The following is a 15764-nucleotide window of genomic DNA, read 5'->3' as shown; positions in this document are numbered from 1 at the left end:
CTTATACTCCTGCGAGTCGCAGGTCTTCTGCCAGTCGGTCGATCTCGTCCGACGTGGGTTCGATGATGGGCAGGCGCGGGGCGCCCACCTCAATTCCTTGAAGTGTGAGTGCCGCCTTGGCAAATGCCACGCCACCGAGCCGGGCCTGTGCCCGGGTCAGCGGAATCAGGCGGTTGGCGATCGACCGTGCGCCGGTGATGTCACCGGCGTCGACGGCGTCGCGGAGTGCGCGCAGCTGCGGGGCCGCGACATGTCCGATAACGGAGATCATGCCGGTGGCACCGACAGCCAACCACGGCACGTTCAACGGGTCATCCCCGGAGTACCACGCGAGTTCCGTCTCCTCCATTAGCTGCATCGCAGCGGGGAGGTCGCCCTTGGCGTCCTTGACGGCCCGGATGTTCGGGTGGTCAGCGAGCCGACGGAGAGTGTCAGACTCGATCGGAACGACCGACCGGGACGGAATGTCGTAGAGGCAGATCGGGGTGTCCACCGCATCCGCCACAGTGGTGAAATGCCGGTAGAGCCCTTCCTGACTCGGTCGGGAGTAGTACGGGGTGACCACGAGCAGGCCGTCCGCACCGGCGGCAGCCGATGCTTTCGACAGCTCCACGGATTCCGCGGTGCTGTAGGTACCGCTGCCGGCGACGAGAGTGACCTTGTCACCGAGCTCCGCGCGGACCGCCTTGAGCAGGTCGATCTTCTCTGAGGGACGGACCGTGGGCGATTCACCCGTGGTGCCGCTCAGAACAAGAGCGTCGCAACCCTGGTCCACCAGGTGTCCCGCCAGGGATACACCGGCGTCCAGGTCGATGCTGCCGTCCTTCGTGAAGGGCGTCACCATCGCCACAGAGACCGTGCCGAAGAACTCGGCTCCTCTTGTCGCTGTCATACCTGTGCTCATGTCAGCATAGGTTACCGCCCACGGACCCTGATGTGTACCAGGACCCCCGTCGACGCGCCGGAGGAGTCAGATGTCCGCGACGTAAGGGCTGGTCGCCATCATGGTGCCGTCGCGCAGTTCGGTGACCGTGAAATCGTCGAAGATCTCCGGGCTGACCCCGCGGAGCAGGCCGAGGCAGGTCACCGCGACACGTCGGATCTCCGGGTCGGCGTGCTCGGCGGCCCGCATCCCGATGAAGTGACGCCACGAGCGCATGTTGCCCGTCATCACGAACCGGGTCTCGGTGGCGTTCGGCAGCACCGCCCGCGCCGCCTGCCGCGACTGCTTGGCGCGCAGGACCGAGTTCGCCTCGGCGCCCGACCGTGCCTCCAGGGCCTCCAGCAACTCCTCGTAGGCGTCCCGCGCCACGTCCGTGGCGTGGAGCAGCAGCTCGGCGATCTCCGGGTCTGCGGCGACGGCGTCGGGGACCACGATCTCCGACTGTCCCGGTGGCACATAGCGCTGGGACAGCTGGCTGAAGGAGAAATGGCGGTGCCGCATGATCTCATGGGCGCACGACCGCGACACGCCCCGCAGGTAGACCCCTGCCGAGGCGTGTTCGAGGAGACTGAGGTGACCGACGTCGAGGATGTGCCGGACATAGGCGTCGTTGTCCGCGGTGTGCGGATTGGGACGGTCCCAGGTCTCGTAGCAGGCCCGACCGGCGAACTCGACGAGGTTCGAGGCGTCGCCGCCCACCGGCGAGGGCTCCCACGGGACGTCGTCCGGAGGCAGGAACGTCGTCTGGGAGATCAGTCGGGCGGAGAACGAGGACGTGGCGGGCATCGGCGTCCTACTCCGCCGGGGTGCCGAGGGTGTCGAGCCCGAGGAACTTCTCCAGGCCGACCGTCAGCCCCGGTGCGGACGCGATCTTGTCGACGCCCAGCAGCACGCCCGGAACGAAGGACTCCCGGTCGTAGGAATCCTGCTTGATGGTCAGGGTCTGACCCGCCGCCCCGAAGATCACCTGCTCGTGGGCGACCATCCCGGTCATCCGCACGGCGTGCACCGGGACACCGTCGACATCGGCGCCCCGGGCGCCGTCGAGTGACTGGTCGGTGGCGTCGGGCTGTGCGCCGAGCCCCGCCGCCCGGCGTGCGCGGGCGATGCCCTCGGCGGTGTGCACCGCCGTTCCGGACGGTGCGTCCTTCTTGTTGGGGTGGTGCAGCTCGATGACCTCGGCCGAGTCGAAGTACGGCGCGGCGATCTCGGCGAGCTTCATGGTGAGCACCGCGGAGATGGCGAAGTTCGGTGCCACGAGTACACCGGTCGACGGGCTGTCCGCGAGCCAGCCGCGCACGGTGTCGTAACGCTCCGGTGTCCATCCGGTCGTGCCGACCACGGCGTGGATGCCGTGGGAGACGCAGAACTCCAGGTTGCCCATGACGGCGTCGGGGACGGTGAAGTCGACCACGACATCGGTTCCGCTGTCGACCAGCGCGGTGAGGTCGTCACCGTGGTCGAGGGCTGCGGACAGTTCGAGTCCGTCCGTCTTCTCCACCGCGGCGACGACGGCCGTGCCGACCCTGCCGTGCGCTCCGAGGACTCCGACCTTCGTCATGTGCATCTACTCCTGAATCATTCCGGTGGTGGGGCGACTGCCGGCGCGCGGCAGGGGGTGGTCGTCGGACGTCAGCTGGCGTCGACGAGGACCAGCGAGATCTTCCCGCGGTTGTCGATGTCGGCGATCTCGACCTCGAGTGACTGACCCACTGAGACCTCGTCCTCGACCTTCTCGACCCGGCGGTCGCCGCCGAGGTTCGAGATGTGGATCAGGCCGTCGCGGCCCGGCAGCAGCGAGACGAACGCGCCGAACGCGGTGGTCTTCACCACGGTGCCCAGGTAGCGGTCGCCGACCTTCGGCAGCTGCGGGTTGGCGATGGAATTCACCTTGTCCACCGCCGCCTCCGCCGCTTTGCCGTCCGCGGCGGAGATGAACACGGTGCCGTCGTCCTCGATGGAGATGTTGGCACCTGTCTCCTCGGTGATCTGGTTGATCGTCTTGCCCTTCGGGCCGATGAGCTCACCGATCTTGTTCTGCGGGACGGTGACGGTGGTGATGCGCGGGGCGAACTCGCTCATCTCCTCCGGGCCGGCGACGGCCTCGCCCATCGTGGAGAGGATCTCCAGGCGGGCGCCGCGTGCCTGTGCCAGCGCGTCGACCAGGACCTCGGTGGGGATGCCGTCGACCTTCGTGTCCAGCTGCAGGGCGGTGACGTAGTCGGCGGTGCCGGCGACCTTGAAGTCCATGTCACCGAAGGCGTCCTCCGCACCGAGGATGTCGGTCAGGGTGACGTAGCTTTCCTTGCCGTCGACCTCACCGGTGACCAGGCCCATGGCGATACCTGCCACCGGGGCCTTGAGCGGGACACCCGCGTTGTACAACGACAACGTGGAGGCACACACCGAGCCCATGGAGGTGGAGCCGTTGGAGCTCAACGCCTCCGAAACCTGGCGGATGGTGTAGGGGAACTCGTCGCGGGAGGGGATCACCGGCAGCAGGGCGCGCTCGGCGAGAGCACCGTGGCCGATCTCGCGCCGCTTCGGGGAGCCGACGCGTCCGGTCTCGCCGGTGGAGTACGGCGGGAAGTTGTAGTGGTGGATGTAGCGCTTGGAGTCCACCGGGCCGAGGCTGTCGATGGTCTGCTCCATCTTGAGCATGTCCAGGGTAGTCACACCGAGGATCTGGGTCTCGCCACGCTCGAAGAGTGCGGAGCCGTGGGCACGGGGCACCAGGTCGATCATCACGCCGAGGTCGCGGATGGCGGTCGCGTCGCGACCGTCGATGCGGAAACCGTCGGTGAGGATGCGCGAACGCACCAGCTGGCGGGTGACCTCGTTGTGGGCGTTACGGATCTCGGCGGCACGCCCCTCGAACTGTGCCTCCAGGGCCTCCACGGTCGCCGCCATGTCCTCGGACAGGGCCTCGTCACGCTCGGCCTTGTCGGCGACGGACATGATGTCGGCCAACCGGTCGGCGGACTCGGACTCGACCGCGGCGAACACGTCCTCACCGAACGGCGGGAAGAGCTCGAAGGCGCGCGCCTGCGCGTCGACGGCGGAGGCCAGCGCGGCCTGGGCACCGCAGAGCTCGGCGATGAACGGGCGGGCGGCGTCGATGCCCTGGGCGACAACGGACTCCGTCGGAGCCGGCGCCCCCTCGGCAACGCGCTGGACCACCGTGTCGGTGGCCCCTGCCTCGACCATCATGATGGCGACGTTCTCGCCGGGGGCGGGCTTGCGGCGGCTCCGGCCCTTGCGGACCGGCTCGACGACGCGACCGGCGACGACGAGCTCGAACACGGCCTGTTCCTGCTGCTGGCGGGTCGGGAACGCCACCCACTGCCCCTCTGGGTGGCCCTCGTCGACGACGAGCGCCATGCGGACACCGCCGACCGGACCCGAGACCGGCAGACCGGAGAGCTGGGTCGATGCCGAGGCGGCGTTGATGGCCACCACGTCGTACATGTCGTCGGGGTCCATGGACATCACCGTCACCACGACCTGGACCTCGTTGCGGATCCCCTTGGCGAAGGTCGGGCGCAGCGGACGGTCGATCAGACGGCAGGCCAGGACGGCCTCGGAGCCGGGACGGCCTTCGCGACGGAAGAAGCTCCCGGGGATACGGCCGGCAGCGTACATCCGCTCCTCGACGTCCACGGTGAGCGGGAAGAAGTCGAGGTTCTCCTTCGGCTTCTTCGACGCCGTGGTCGTCGACAGCATCATCGTGTCGTCGTCGAGGTAGGCGGTGACGGCACCGTCCGCCTGGCGTGCCAGCAGGCCGGTCTCGAAGGAGACGGTACGGGTACCGAAGTCACCGTTGTCGATGGTGGCGGTGGACTCCCAGATACCGGACTCGGCGTCGATGAGTTCAGCCTTGTGCGTCGGGGCCGGAGCGGTGGCCGCGGGAGCCTTCGTGGGTGCCGCCTTCTGGGCCGGAGCCTTCTTGGCGGGGGCCTTCTTCGCCGCCGTCTTCTTGGCGGGGGCCTTCGTCGTGGTGGCCTGGTCAGCGGACTTGGCGGCGGCCTTCTTCGCCGGAGCCTTCGATGCCGCCGTCTTCTTGGCCGGGGCCTTCTTCGCGGGGGTCTTCTTCGCCGCCGTCTTCTTGGCCGGGGCCTTCGTCGTGGCCTGGGCGTCGTTCTCGTTCTGCGGGGTCACGTTAGTGTGTGCACCTTCTGCGTCTTTGTGTTCCCGGTGCCGATCATCGGTGTCGACGGTGGGAGCGGATTCTCGTGTTCCGGACTGTTCCGGACTTTTTCTGACATTCTCGGACAATTACCGCAGATCATGCTACACCATCCGGGTGACATGGCGCCGCCGGACACGAAAAACCCCGCGGGGCCGTCGACGGACGGTCTCGCGGGGTACCTCGGCGACGTCGTTAGCGACGCAGGCCGAGACGCTCGATCAGGGAACGGTAGCGCTCGACGTTGTTCTCCTGCAGGTACTTCAGCAGGCGCTTGCGACGGCCGACGAGCAGCAGCAGGCCACGACGGGAGTGGTGGTCGTGCTTGTGGAACTTGAGGTGCTCGGTCAGCTGACGGATACGCACCGTCATCAGTGCGACCTGTGCCTCGGGCGATCCGGTGTCGGTCTCGTGGACACCGAACTCCTTGAGGGTGTCGGCCTTCTGGTCCTTGGTCAGAGCCATGTGATTCTCCTGATGGTTGTTTCAGTCCGCGCGAAAAATGGGGGACGCGGCACCCGGAGATGCCGGTCGTCGTGACTACCGCGAACCACAGTCACAGACCGGATGACACTATCATCCCCGGTCCCGCGGCACCAAGCGCCGGGTGGCCGCGACGTCGTTGCCGATGGCCTCGACGAGTTCATCGAGCCCGTCGTAGCTCTCCATCCCCCGGATGTGGTCGATGAAGCTGACGGTGACTTTCCGACCGTAGAGGTCGGCGTCATGGTCGAGGACGAAGGCCTCCACACTACGGGTCTCGTCGCCGAAGGTGGGGTTGGTGCCGACCGAGATCGCCGCGGGCATGTGCACGTCCACCGGCATATCCCCGACCGTCGAGCCGACGGGGTCCTTGTGGGTGGGAAGAATACGGAGGTCACCGGCGTAGACCCCGTCGGCGGGCAACGCCTGACTGTCGGGGAAGTACAGGTTCGCCGTCGGGAAGCCCAGTGCCGCCCCTCCCCGACCTGCCCCGCGGGTGACGACGCCACGGACGGTGAAGTTCCGTCCGATCGCACCCGCCGCAGCGGCGACGTCACCGTGGGCGAGCCGGTCCCGGATCCAGGACGAGCACACCGTGTGGGCGGACGCCCCCTCGCCGTCCTGCAGCAGCCCGTGGACGGTGACGTCCACACCGTGGCGCCGGCCCAGTTGTTTCATCGTCTCCGCGGTGCCCGACGCCCCGCTGCCGAAGGTGAAGTTGTCCCCGACGACGACGGCCTTCGCCTTGAAACGGTCGAGGATGACCTTCCGGAAGTACTCCTCGGGGCTCCACGAGATGATCTCGTCGTCGAAGGCGACCACGACCATGGCGTCGATGCCGTAGCGTGCCGCACTCACCGCGCGCTGCTCGACCGTCGCCAGCAGCGGGGGGACACTCTTCGGCAGGAAGATCACCGTGGGGTGCGGGTCGAAAGTCATCATCAGTGCGGGGACACCGAGCTGGCGCGCCTTCGTCACGGCGGTGTCGATCAACGTCTGGTGCCCGCGGTGCACGCCGTCGAAGACACCGATGGTCACCACACTTCCCTGAAGGTCGGCGGGAACCTCGTCGAGTCCGTTCCAGATATCCACGGACACCACACTACGACACTTCACCCGACCACCTAGACTGTGCTCCATGTCTGGAAGAGAACGTGCCGGCGGCGACGCCGACGGAATCATCGCCCGGTCCGGCCTCGTCATCGTCGACAAGCCCGCCGGGATGACCAGTCACGACGTGGTTTCGCGGTGCCGCCGCATCTTCGGCACGCGTCGGGTGGGCCACTCGGGGACACTGGACCCGATGGCCACCGGTGTGCTGGTCGTCGGCATCGAGCGGGGCACGAAGTTCCTGGCCCACGTCGTGACCCACGACAAGCGCTACGAGGCCACCGTACGTTTCGGCGCGGCCACGGTGACCGACGACGTCGAGGGCGAGGTCCTGTCCACCGCCCCCGACGCCGCCCTCGCCGCCCTGTCGGACCAGGACGTCCGTGCGGCGTTCGCCGCGCAGACCGGTGAGATCATGCAGCGTCCCAGCAGTGTCAGTTCGATCAAGGTCAACGGCCGACGTGCCCACGAACTCGTCCGGGAAGGGGTGGACGTCGTTCTGCCGGAGCGCCCCGTCACCGTCCACGACCTTGACGTCTCCCAGGTCAGGATTACCGGGGACGAGGGCGCCACCGTCGTCGAGGCGGATATCCGCGTGCACTGCTCGTCGGGCACCTACATCCGTTCGATCGCCCGTGACGTCGGCGACACCCTCGGCGTCGGCGGCCACCTCAGCGCCCTGCGCCGCACGAGTGCCGGGCCCTTCACCGCGTCGGCGTCGCGGACGCTGGACGAACTCGTCGCCGTACGCGACGACCTCGACAGGGCGCCGGCATTGACGATGTCCCTGGACGACGCCATGTCGACGTGCTTCCCGGTCCGCGAGATTTCCGATGACCAGGGGGTGGCGCTGGCGCTCGGCAAGTGGCTGGAGCCGGCGGGCATACCAGGCACCTACGCCGCCGTCACCGCCGACGGTCGGGCCATTGCCCTGCTCTCCGAGAAAGGCCGGCGCGCGGCCAGCGTCTTCGTCGCCCGCCCGGCCGGCATGGACTGAGCCCGGCGACGCAGCGGGAGCAGGGTACACCCCCCGTTCCGCGGTCCGCCCACACGTGCACTACAATGCCAGAGTGTGAGACTGTGACTCCCGACCAGTGAGACACAGCACGGCAGAGTGAAGACACAAGAGAGGAACACATGGCAGAGAACGAGAACTCCCGCCAGATCCGGTGGAACGGCGGACTGCAGCAGGAGGCCGTCGACCTGCTCCGCGCCCCGGGGCACATCGTGGTCACCCCGACCAAGGTCGGCTACATCATCGCCACGAGCGACCGTGAGGGCCTGGAGCGCAAGTTCACTGTCAAGCACCGCAAGCGCAACAAGCCCGGTGTGGTGCTGTGCGGTTCGATCGAGCAGCTCAAGGAACTCGCCGAGCTGACCCCCGAGATCGAGAAGTTCTACCAGACCTGCGTGGACCGCGACATCCTCATGGGCTGCATCCTGCCGTGGAAGGACGGGGCGCAGGACAGGTACATGCCGGAGGGCGCCGGTGAGCTGGCCTCCGACACCCGCAACACCAGCTGCTTCGTCCTGAAGTTCGGCACCCCCGGTGAGAACATCGCCCGCGAACTCTGGGAGAAGGACCGCCGCCTGGTGTTCGCCTCCTCCGCCAACCCCTCAGGCCAGGGCAACCGCGGCCTGATCGAGGGCATCGGCGAAGAGATCGCCGGCGAGGCGGACCTCATCATCGAGGGCAACGACTACGTCGCCTCCATCCAGCCCGACAAGAACATCGACACCCGCTACGAGCAGGGCGTGATGGTCTCCATGGTCGACGATGCCGGCAACCTCGTCCCCGAGCAGCACGGCGAGCGCGGTATCACCCCCTGCCCCACCCTGATCCGCAAGGGCATCTACAACGACGAGATCGTCCTGATCCTCGCCGAGCAGTTCAACTCCTGGGACTTCCGCCAGGGCGGGTACTACTGATCTACCGCGGTATCGCGCAGACCGTCACCACGTAGCCGTCACGGACCACCCAGTGGCCGTCGACGGTGGGTACCGGACTGGGCTGCGACAGTATCCGGGCATGCCAGCCTCCGCCGACCTCGTCGGTGGAGGCTGCGGTGTCCCGGGCCCGGACATCGAGGTGCAGTTCTACCTCGTCGAAGTCCAGGAACCTCCCCGCCAGGGGGAACCACGCCTTGTACACCGACTCTTTCGCGCTGAACAACACGGTGCCCAGTGAACACCCCGGCGCCCGCTGGGCGGCCCGTTGCAGTGAGCGCCGTTCCGACGGCGAACTCACCGCCGACAGCACACCGTCCGGCAACCGCTGGGCCACCTCGACGTCCATGCCCAGCCCGCGCCACCGTCCGGCGTCGCCGACCAGCGCGACCCGCAGCCCACGGGTGTGGGAGATGGTGCCGGTGACGGTACCGGGGAACAAGGGCATCCCCTTGTCCCCGCGCAGGATCGGCCCGTCCTCCCCGAGGCCCCGCAATGCCCGGTGGGCACACCACCGTCCGTCGCCGAACTCGGCCTTGCGTGAGTCCACCGCCGGGGCGACGATGCGACGCTCAGCGTCGTCGAGTTCCTCGTAGTGGGTGAGGTCGATCTCCCGTCCCGGATGGTACTCCACGAGGCCGGCCTCGGCGGGGATCATGTCCCGTGGGACCACCGGGGTCCGGTCGGTGTCACCGGACCCCACCGCCACATACGGTGCTGAGATGATCATCCCGCTTCCTCTCCGGCTGGTTCGGTCAGCACCGGGTACGGCCAGAGATTCCGTTCACGGCGCTGGTCGAGGGTGCGCTCTCGCTCCCGGGGGTAGCCCAACGACACCTCGACGTGCCGGACCCCGTCCACCTCGGTCACGACCGGGATGTGCAGGTGTCCGTAGACCACCGTCTCGGCGCCGAAGCGTACCGGCCAGTCCTGGGTGTGCCGGCTCCCCGACCACAGCGCCACTTCCGGCAACCGGAGCCGTGCGGTCACCTCCCGCACCAGAGGCCAGTGGTTGACCAGCACCGTCGGCCCGGACACCTTCGACAGTCGACGCACAGTGTAACCCAGTCGACGCTGGCACCAGAGCGGAACGTCGACATAGGGCGCGATCGCGACCTGGTCGGTGAAGACGACCCCGTTGCCTTCGGCGGCGGACAGGGCACGTTCCACCGGGACAAGCGGGTCGCGCCAGGAATGGTCGTAGAGAGTGAACATCGGGACGATGGTGCGGCCGGCGAACCGTGGATACGGGTCTTCCGGCGTGAGCACCCCCATGGACTGGCACCCCTGGACCAGCTCACCGTACTTCTCGGCCGCATGCACGTCGTCGGACGCCCGAGAGAACAGTTCATGGTTGCCGGGAACCCAGATCACCTGCGCGAACTTCTCGGAGAGGTCGCGCAGGGTGTCGAGGATGGTGGAGGTCCGTTCGGCGACGTCTCCGGCCACGATAAGCCAGTCGCCGGGATGCCGCGGTCGCACGGTGCGCTCCACGAGGTCACGGTTTCCCTGTGCCGCCACATGCAGGTCCGACACCGCCCAGAGTGTGCGCCCGGTCGTGTCGCCCACCGTCCCGGGGGCGTCCTCCCTGTCAGTCACACTCACCATCTCGGCCACTTTAGTCACTTTTGTCACAACAGTCACGCCCTCACTGAGTGTCAGCCGGTCGCGTCCGTCCACCGCCCGGTCCGGTAGCGCCACACCACCGCGCCGAGACGGATGACTATGAACGCGAGCAACCCGCACCAGACCCCGGTCAGCCCCAGATCGAAGATCCACGACAGCCAGACACCGGGGAGGAAGCCGACCAGGACCGACACGATCGAGGCCGTCCGCAGGAACGCCACGTCGCCGGCGCCCAGCAGCACCCCGTCGATGGCGAAGACCACTCCGCCGAGACCGACCATCGCCACCAGGATCCACCACGGTCCCCGCATGGTCTCCAGCACGGCGGGGTCACTGGTGAAGATGGCCGGGACCGCGACGGCACCGGCCGCGAGCAGACCGGCGAGCACCAGTCCGGCGCCCACCGAGAAGCGCAGGACGCGGTTCCCCACCCGCCATGCAGACCCCACCGACGCCGACCCCAGGGCTGCGCCGACGAGTGCCTGCGCTGCCACCGCCACCGAGTCGAGCACCAGGGTCAGGAAGTTCCACAGCTGCAGCATCACCTGATGCGCCGCCAGCGAGGACTCCCCCATCCGGCCGGCCACCGCAGCCGCCGACACGAACGCGACCTGGAAACTCATCGACCGCAGGATCAGGTCACGCCCCATCGACAGCTGGGGCCGGATGACCTCCCACCGCGGCCGCACCGACCGGCCGTCGCCGACCCTGCGCCAGGTCACCACGACCGCCACCACGAAACAGGCCGCCGTGATGACCTCGCCGAGCACATTGGCGTACGCCGAACCGACCAGCCCGTAACGGTCCACCGCCCACGGGACGGTGACCACCATCGGCACGACCCCGGCCACGGTGAAGTACAGCGGTGCCCGGGTGTTCGCCACACCCCGCAACCAGCCGTTGCCGGCCATGGTCAGCAGTGCCGGGACCACCGAGAGGGACGTCACCCGCAGCCAGGACGCCGCCTCCTCGGCGACCACCGTACCGCCGGCGGCGGACGCACCCGTCAACCATCCGGTGACCGGTGTCGCGAACACCGCGACAAGCACGGCGAGCACGGTGCCGACACCGAGGGCCACCCACGACGCCTGAATCCCCTCGGCGACCGCGCCGGGTGTGTCGCCGGCACCGTACTTCCGCGCCGCCCGGGCCGTCGTCCCGTAGGACAGGAACGTCAACTGCACGGTGACCTGGGCCAGCACCGTGGCCCCGGCCGCCAGCGCGGCAAGCTCGGATGCCCCGAGCCGTCCGACCACCGCCGTGTCCCACAGCAGGTAGAGCGGCGTGGCCGCCAAAACCGCGAGGGCGGGCCACGCCAGACCGAGAATGGTCCGGGTGTCCGCCCTCACGCCGACAGGAGGTGTCGGACTCACTCCTCTGTCTCGTCCGCGGGTGCGCGGTACGGATCCGCCTCCCCCGCCGGGGTGGCCCCCTCAGCCTGGGCGCGGACCCTCGAATCGATGTCGCGGGCCTTGGCCAGCAGCTCCTCCAGGTGGGCGGACGCCTCCGGAACCGTGTCCAGCTCGAACCGCAGCGTCGGGGTGAACCGCACCGAGAGCTGATCGCCGACGATCTTCCGGAGCTGCCCGCGAGCGCGGTGGAGAGCCTCCGCCGCGGCGGCGGTGTCGGGCTCCTCCTCCACGGTGCGCCCGCGGACGGTGTAGAACACCGTGGCGTCGTGCAGGTCACCGGTGACCCGGCAGTCCGTCACGGTGACGAACTCCAGCCGCGGGTCCTTCACGTCGCGCTCGATCGCCGACGCGACAATGGTCATGATGCGCTTGGCCATACGGGCGGCGCGGGCGTGGTCTGCCATCGGTGGCACCCCTTCTCCAGTGTTGGTGTGGGTCCCGGTGCGGGACTCCGGACGTCTCGACGGTGATTCTAGTCGCAGACACAGTGACACCCCGGTGGCAGGGGGACGTCTCTGGGACGTCACCGCGCCAGCGGGGTGTCAGTGCCGGACGGACGTGGTCTAGCTGTCCTTCTTCACCTGGTCACGCGGAACCTCGACCAGTTCGTACGCCTGGATGACGTCGCCGACCTGGATGTCCGGGTAGGACAGGACCATACCGCACTCGTAGCCGTGGCTGACCTCGGTCACGTCGTCCTTCTCGCGACGCAGCGACTCGATGGTGGCCTTCTCCGTGACGACGTTGCCGTCGCGGACCAGGCGGATCTGCGCGTTGCGGCGCATCTTGCCCGTCTGCACCATCGAACCGGCGATGAGGCCGACGGCCGATGCCTTGAACAGCTGGCGGATCTCGGCGGTGCCGATCTCCCGCTCCTCGTAGACCGGCTTGAGCATGCCCTTGAGAGCCTGCTCGACCTCGTCGATGGCGTCGTAGATGACCGAGTAGTAACGGATCTCGACACCCTCGGAGTTGGCGACCTCGGTGGCCTTGCCCTCCGCGCGGACGTTGAAACCGATGATGATCGCGTCGGAGGCGGCAGCCAGGTCGACGTTGGTCTGGGTGACAGCACCCACACCGCGGTCGATGATATTCAGGCTGACCTCGTCGTCGACCTCGATCTGCAGCAGCGAGTCCTCCAGTGCCTCGACCGTGCCGGCGTTGTCGCCCTTGAGGATGAGGTTGAGCTGGCTGGTCTCCTGCAGCACCTTGTCCAGGTCCTCCAGGCTGATCCGCTTGCGGGACCGGGCCTGCATCGCGTTACGACGGCGGGCGTTGCGCTGGTCGGCGATCTGCCGGGCGGTGCGGTCGTCGTCGACGGCGAGCAGGTTGTCGCCTGCCCCGGAGACGCTGGTGAGGCCGAGGACCTGCACCGGCATCGACGGGCCGGCCTCCTTGACGTCGTCACCGTGCTCGTCGACCATGCGACGCACGCGACCGTGGGCGTCGCCGACGACGATGGAGTCACCGACGCGCAACGTACCGCGCTGGATGATGACGTTGGCCACCGGGCCACGCCCGCGGTCCAGGTGCGCCTCGATGGCGACACCCTGGGCAGGCATGTCGGGGTTGGCGACGAGCTCCAGCGACGCATCGGCAGTGAGCACCACGGCCTCGAGGAGGCTCTCGATGTTCGTGCCCTGCTTGGCCGAGATGTCGACGAACATGGTGTCGCCGCCGTACTCCTCGGGAACCAGACCATACTCGGTGAGCTGACCACGGATCTTGTCCGGGGACGCGCCCTCCTTGTCGATCTTGTTCACCGCGACCACGACCGGCACATCGGCGGCCTTGGCGTGGTTGATCGCCTCGACGGTCTGCGGCATGACACCGTCATCCGCGGCGACCACGAGGATCGCGATGTCAGTGGCCTTGGCACCACGGGCACGCATGGCGGTGAACGCCTCGTGACCGGGGGTGTCGAGCAGCGTCAGCAGACGCTCCTCCTCGTTGACCTCGACCGGCACCTGGTAGGCACCGATGTGCTGGGTGATGCCACCGGCCTCGCCACCACCGACGTTGGTCTTGCGGATGGTGTCGAGCAGACGGGTCTTACCGTGGTCGACGTGACCCATGACGGTGACCACCGGGGGACGGTGCTGCAGGTCCTCCCGGCCGCCGACGTCCTCACCGAACTGCAGGTCGAACGACTCCAGCAGCTCACGGTCCTCGTCCTCCGGGGACACGACCTCGACGGTGTAGGCCATCTCGTCACCGAGCAGCTTCAGCGTGTCGTCCGGCACGGACGCGGTCGCGGTGACCATCTCGCCGAGGTTGAACATCGCCTGGACCAGTGCGGCCGGATCGGCGTTGATCTTCTCGGCGAAGTCGGACAGCGAGGCGCCACGACGCAGGCGGATCTTCGCACCCTTGCCGTTGGGCAGCTTGACGCCGCCGACCACGCTCGGAGCCTGCATCGCCTCGTACTCGTTACGCTTCTGCCGCTTCGACTTACGCCCACGACGCGGTGCGCCACCGGGACGGCCGAACGCTCCTGCGGTACCGCCGCGACGACCGCCACGACCGCCACGGGGGCCACCCGGACCGCCGGTACCGGCACCGCCCTGACCACCGCGGCCGCGGCCGCCGCCACCACCGGTGCTGGCCTTGGCCGGCATCTGCCCGGGACTGGGGTGGCTGGGCATCGACGCGGGGCTGGGACGACGTCCACCCGGCTTCGCTGCACCACTGCCACCGGGACGGGGTGCGGGGCGACCTGCCGAACCACCCGGACGGGGCATGTCCGACTTGGCGCCCTGACCACCCTGCGGCCGAGGAGTGGGGCGCTCGGTGCCGGAGGAGAAGGGGTTGTTGGCGACACGGGGGGCACGCCCACCGGGCTTCGGCCCCGGCTTGGAACCGGTACGCGCCGCACCCGGCTTCGGGCCGGGCCGCGGGCCCGGCTTCGACGACGGCGCGTCCTGCGCGGCGGGCTTGGGGGCAGGCTTGGCTGCCCCGGGCTTCGGGCGGTCACCCTGCGGCTTCGGGGTCGGCGCAGCCTTGTCGGCGGCCGGAGCTGCAGTCGCCGGTGACGCCGGGCGAGACTCGGCCGGCGTCGGCTTGGCGGCCGGGGACACGCCGGGGGTGGCGGCCTGACTGGCCTGACCGGGCTTGGTTGCACCGGGCTTGGTCGCACCGGGCTTGGCGGCCGTGGACTGTGCCGCACCGGGCTTGGCTGCCCCGGGCTTGGGGCCACCGGGCTTCGGCCCGGGCTTGGCTGCCCCGGTCGCAGCTGCGGTGGGCTCCGCCGCCGATGCGGCAGAGCCGGATGCCTGGGCGGTCGGCTGACCGCTCAGGTCGGGGAGCGCAGCGTCGTCCTTCTTGGACTCCGCCCCCGCTCCGTAATGGTTCTTCATCTTCTTGACGACCGGCGGTTCCACCGTCGAGGACGCCGACTTGACGAACTCACCCTGCTCCTTGAGCGTGGCGAGAAGTTCCTTGCTTGTCGTTCCGAGCTGCTTAGCGAGCTCATGGACACGTAGCTTTCCGGGCACTGCTCTCCTTCGTAATGGTGGAGTCGCAGGCCGGCCACCCGTGGTCTTTCATTCCACGAGGACGACTACGTACGACTCCAGGTCAGATGGACACTCATCGCTGATGCTGCTTCATCGTGCGCTCATCAGTAATCGGTTTCCTTTTCCTTCTCGGCCACCGGGCTGGTGGTCAGATGCGGCACCTGCTGCGACATCGACGCCCCGTCCCCCCGGTGTTCACCGGGAATCCGGAGATACTCCAGAACAGGAGACGTGTCCGCCTCAACAGGCACTTTCAGCGCCCGCGCAAAAGCACGGCGCTGGACGGCGGTCTCGTAGGCACTGACCGTCGCGGTGATCCAGGCACCACGGCCGGGCAGACGCCGTCGGGGATCGGGGACGACACGTACCGACCCCGGTCCTCCACCTGCGGTGGTCCACTCGGCGACGCAACGCAACAGCGCCGTCGCCGGGTGCACCTGACGGGTGGCGATGCAGGTCCGTTGGGGACCTGCATCCGGCGGGGACCCGGGAACACCATCAGACACGCGTGTTCTCCTTCTCCTCGTCGTCAGACCGGTACT

14 protein-coding genes are annotated in these 15764 nt (G+C 68.4%); 2 read left to right on the top strand and 12 right to left on the bottom strand.

Translation table 11 applies throughout. From position 1 onward, the window contains the following. Position 1 precedes the first annotated feature (1 nt). The 6 genes from dapA to PQI66_RS01750 all read right to left on the bottom strand — a co-directional run bounded on the left by dapA (position 2) and on the right by PQI66_RS01750 (position 6704). Positions 2-904, bottom strand: a complete 903-nt coding sequence (gene dapA, locus PQI66_RS01775) for a 4-hydroxy-tetrahydrodipicolinate synthase (protein ID WP_339995521.1) — start codon at positions 902-904, stop codon at positions 2-4. Positions 905-970: 66 nt separating this feature from the next. After that, on the bottom strand, positions 971-1729 hold the full coding sequence (thyX, locus tag PQI66_RS01770; protein ID WP_339995519.1) for an FAD-dependent thymidylate synthase: 759 nt from the start codon (positions 1727-1729) through the stop codon (positions 971-973). Between the two features lie 7 nt (positions 1730-1736). Further along, the gene (gene dapB, locus PQI66_RS01765) at positions 1737-2504 is read right to left on the bottom strand and encodes a 4-hydroxy-tetrahydrodipicolinate reductase (protein WP_339995517.1); all 768 of its coding nucleotides are present in this window, start codon (positions 2502-2504) and stop codon (positions 1737-1739) included. A gap of 71 nt (positions 2505-2575) precedes the next feature. Then, entirely contained in the window at positions 2576-4810 is a 2235-nt protein-coding gene (locus PQI66_RS01760) for a polyribonucleotide nucleotidyltransferase (protein WP_339995989.1), read from the bottom strand. A 514-nt stretch (positions 4811-5324) separates the two neighbouring features. Then, positions 5325-5594: a 30S ribosomal protein S15 gene (gene rpsO, locus PQI66_RS01755; protein WP_339995515.1), complete on the bottom strand. Its 270-nt coding sequence runs from the start codon at positions 5592-5594 to the stop codon at positions 5325-5327. A 111-nt stretch (positions 5595-5705) separates the two neighbouring features. Beyond that, complete coding sequence (locus tag PQI66_RS01750) at positions 5706-6704, bottom strand: bifunctional riboflavin kinase/FAD synthetase (RefSeq protein ID WP_339995513.1); 999 nt, start codon at positions 6702-6704, stop codon at positions 5706-5708. Between the two features lie 46 nt (positions 6705-6750). Between PQI66_RS01750 and truB the strand changes: the two genes are divergently transcribed. Both truB and PQI66_RS01740 read left to right on the top strand, forming a co-directional pair. Continuing rightward, a complete protein-coding gene (truB, locus tag PQI66_RS01745; protein ID WP_339995511.1) occupies positions 6751-7719 on the top strand; it encodes a tRNA pseudouridine(55) synthase TruB in 969 nt (322 codons plus the stop codon). A 140-nt stretch (positions 7720-7859) separates the two neighbouring features. Beyond that, positions 7860-8651: an L-threonylcarbamoyladenylate synthase gene (locus tag PQI66_RS01740; RefSeq protein WP_339995509.1), complete on the top strand. Its 792-nt coding sequence runs from the start codon at positions 7860-7862 to the stop codon at positions 8649-8651. Position 8652: 1 nt separating this feature from the next. Here PQI66_RS01740 and PQI66_RS01735 read toward each other — a convergent pair whose 3' ends face one another. The 6 genes from PQI66_RS01735 to PQI66_RS01710 form a co-directional block, all read right to left on the bottom strand. Further along, positions 8653-9399, bottom strand: coding sequence for a 4'-phosphopantetheinyl transferase family protein (locus PQI66_RS01735; protein WP_339995507.1), 747 nt, complete (start codon positions 9397-9399; stop codon positions 8653-8655). Continuing rightward, positions 9396-10277, bottom strand: a complete 882-nt coding sequence (locus PQI66_RS01730) for a metallophosphoesterase family protein (protein WP_339995506.1) — start codon at positions 10275-10277, stop codon at positions 9396-9398. Before PQI66_RS01730 ends, PQI66_RS01735 begins: the two co-directional genes overlap by 4 nt. A 50-nt stretch (positions 10278-10327) precedes the next feature. Continuing rightward, entirely contained in the window at positions 10328-11668 is a 1341-nt protein-coding gene (locus PQI66_RS01725; protein WP_339995505.1) for an MATE family efflux transporter, read from the bottom strand. Continuing rightward, the gene (gene rbfA, locus PQI66_RS01720) at positions 11665-12111 is read right to left on the bottom strand and encodes a 30S ribosome-binding factor RbfA (RefSeq protein WP_339995503.1); all 447 of its coding nucleotides are present in this window, start codon (positions 12109-12111) and stop codon (positions 11665-11667) included. Before rbfA ends, PQI66_RS01725 begins: the two co-directional genes overlap by 4 nt. 159 nt (positions 12112-12270) lie before the next feature. Further along, positions 12271-15201 (bottom strand): translation initiation factor IF-2, encoded by a 2931-nt coding sequence (infB, locus tag PQI66_RS01715; protein WP_339995501.1) that lies wholly within the window; start codon positions 15199-15201, stop codon positions 12271-12273. A 125-nt stretch (positions 15202-15326) separates the two neighbouring features. After that, a complete protein-coding gene (locus PQI66_RS01710) occupies positions 15327-15728 on the bottom strand; it encodes a YlxR family protein (protein WP_339995499.1) in 402 nt (133 codons plus the stop codon). Positions 15729-15764 lie beyond the last annotated feature (36 nt).

The organism is Corynebacterium sp. USCH3 (genome assembly GCF_037619475.1).
Classification (GTDB): Bacteria; Actinomycetota; Actinomycetes; order Mycobacteriales; family Mycobacteriaceae; genus Corynebacterium.
The sequence above is the reverse complement of the archived record's forward strand: the minus strand, read 5'-3'. Positions and strand labels throughout refer to the sequence as shown.

Coding starts and splice junctions, on each gene's coding strand:
- rpsO (WP_339995515.1), bottom strand. CDS start 5,594: ATGGCTCTGACCAAGGACCAGAAGGCCGACACCCTCAAGGAGTTCGGT.
- PQI66_RS01730 (WP_339995506.1), bottom strand. CDS start 10,277: ATGGTGAGTGTGACTGACAGGGAGGACGCCCCCGGGACGGTGGGCGAC.
- dapA (WP_339995521.1), bottom strand. CDS start 904: ATGAGCACAGGTATGACAGCGACAAGAGGAGCCGAGTTCTTCGGCACG.
- dapB (WP_339995517.1), bottom strand. CDS start 2,504: ATGACGAAGGTCGGAGTCCTCGGAGCGCACGGCAGGGTCGGCACGGCC.
- PQI66_RS01740 (WP_339995509.1), top strand. CDS start 7,860: ATGGCAGAGAACGAGAACTCCCGCCAGATCCGGTGGAACGGCGGACTG.
- truB (WP_339995511.1), top strand. CDS start 6,751: ATGTCTGGAAGAGAACGTGCCGGCGGCGACGCCGACGGAATCATCGCC.
- rbfA (WP_339995503.1), bottom strand. CDS start 12,111: ATGGCAGACCACGCCCGCGCCGCCCGTATGGCCAAGCGCATCATGACC.
- PQI66_RS01735 (WP_339995507.1), bottom strand. CDS start 9,399: ATGATCATCTCAGCACCGTATGTGGCGGTGGGGTCCGGTGACACCGAC.
- thyX (WP_339995519.1), bottom strand. CDS start 1,729: ATGCCCGCCACGTCCTCGTTCTCCGCCCGACTGATCTCCCAGACGACG.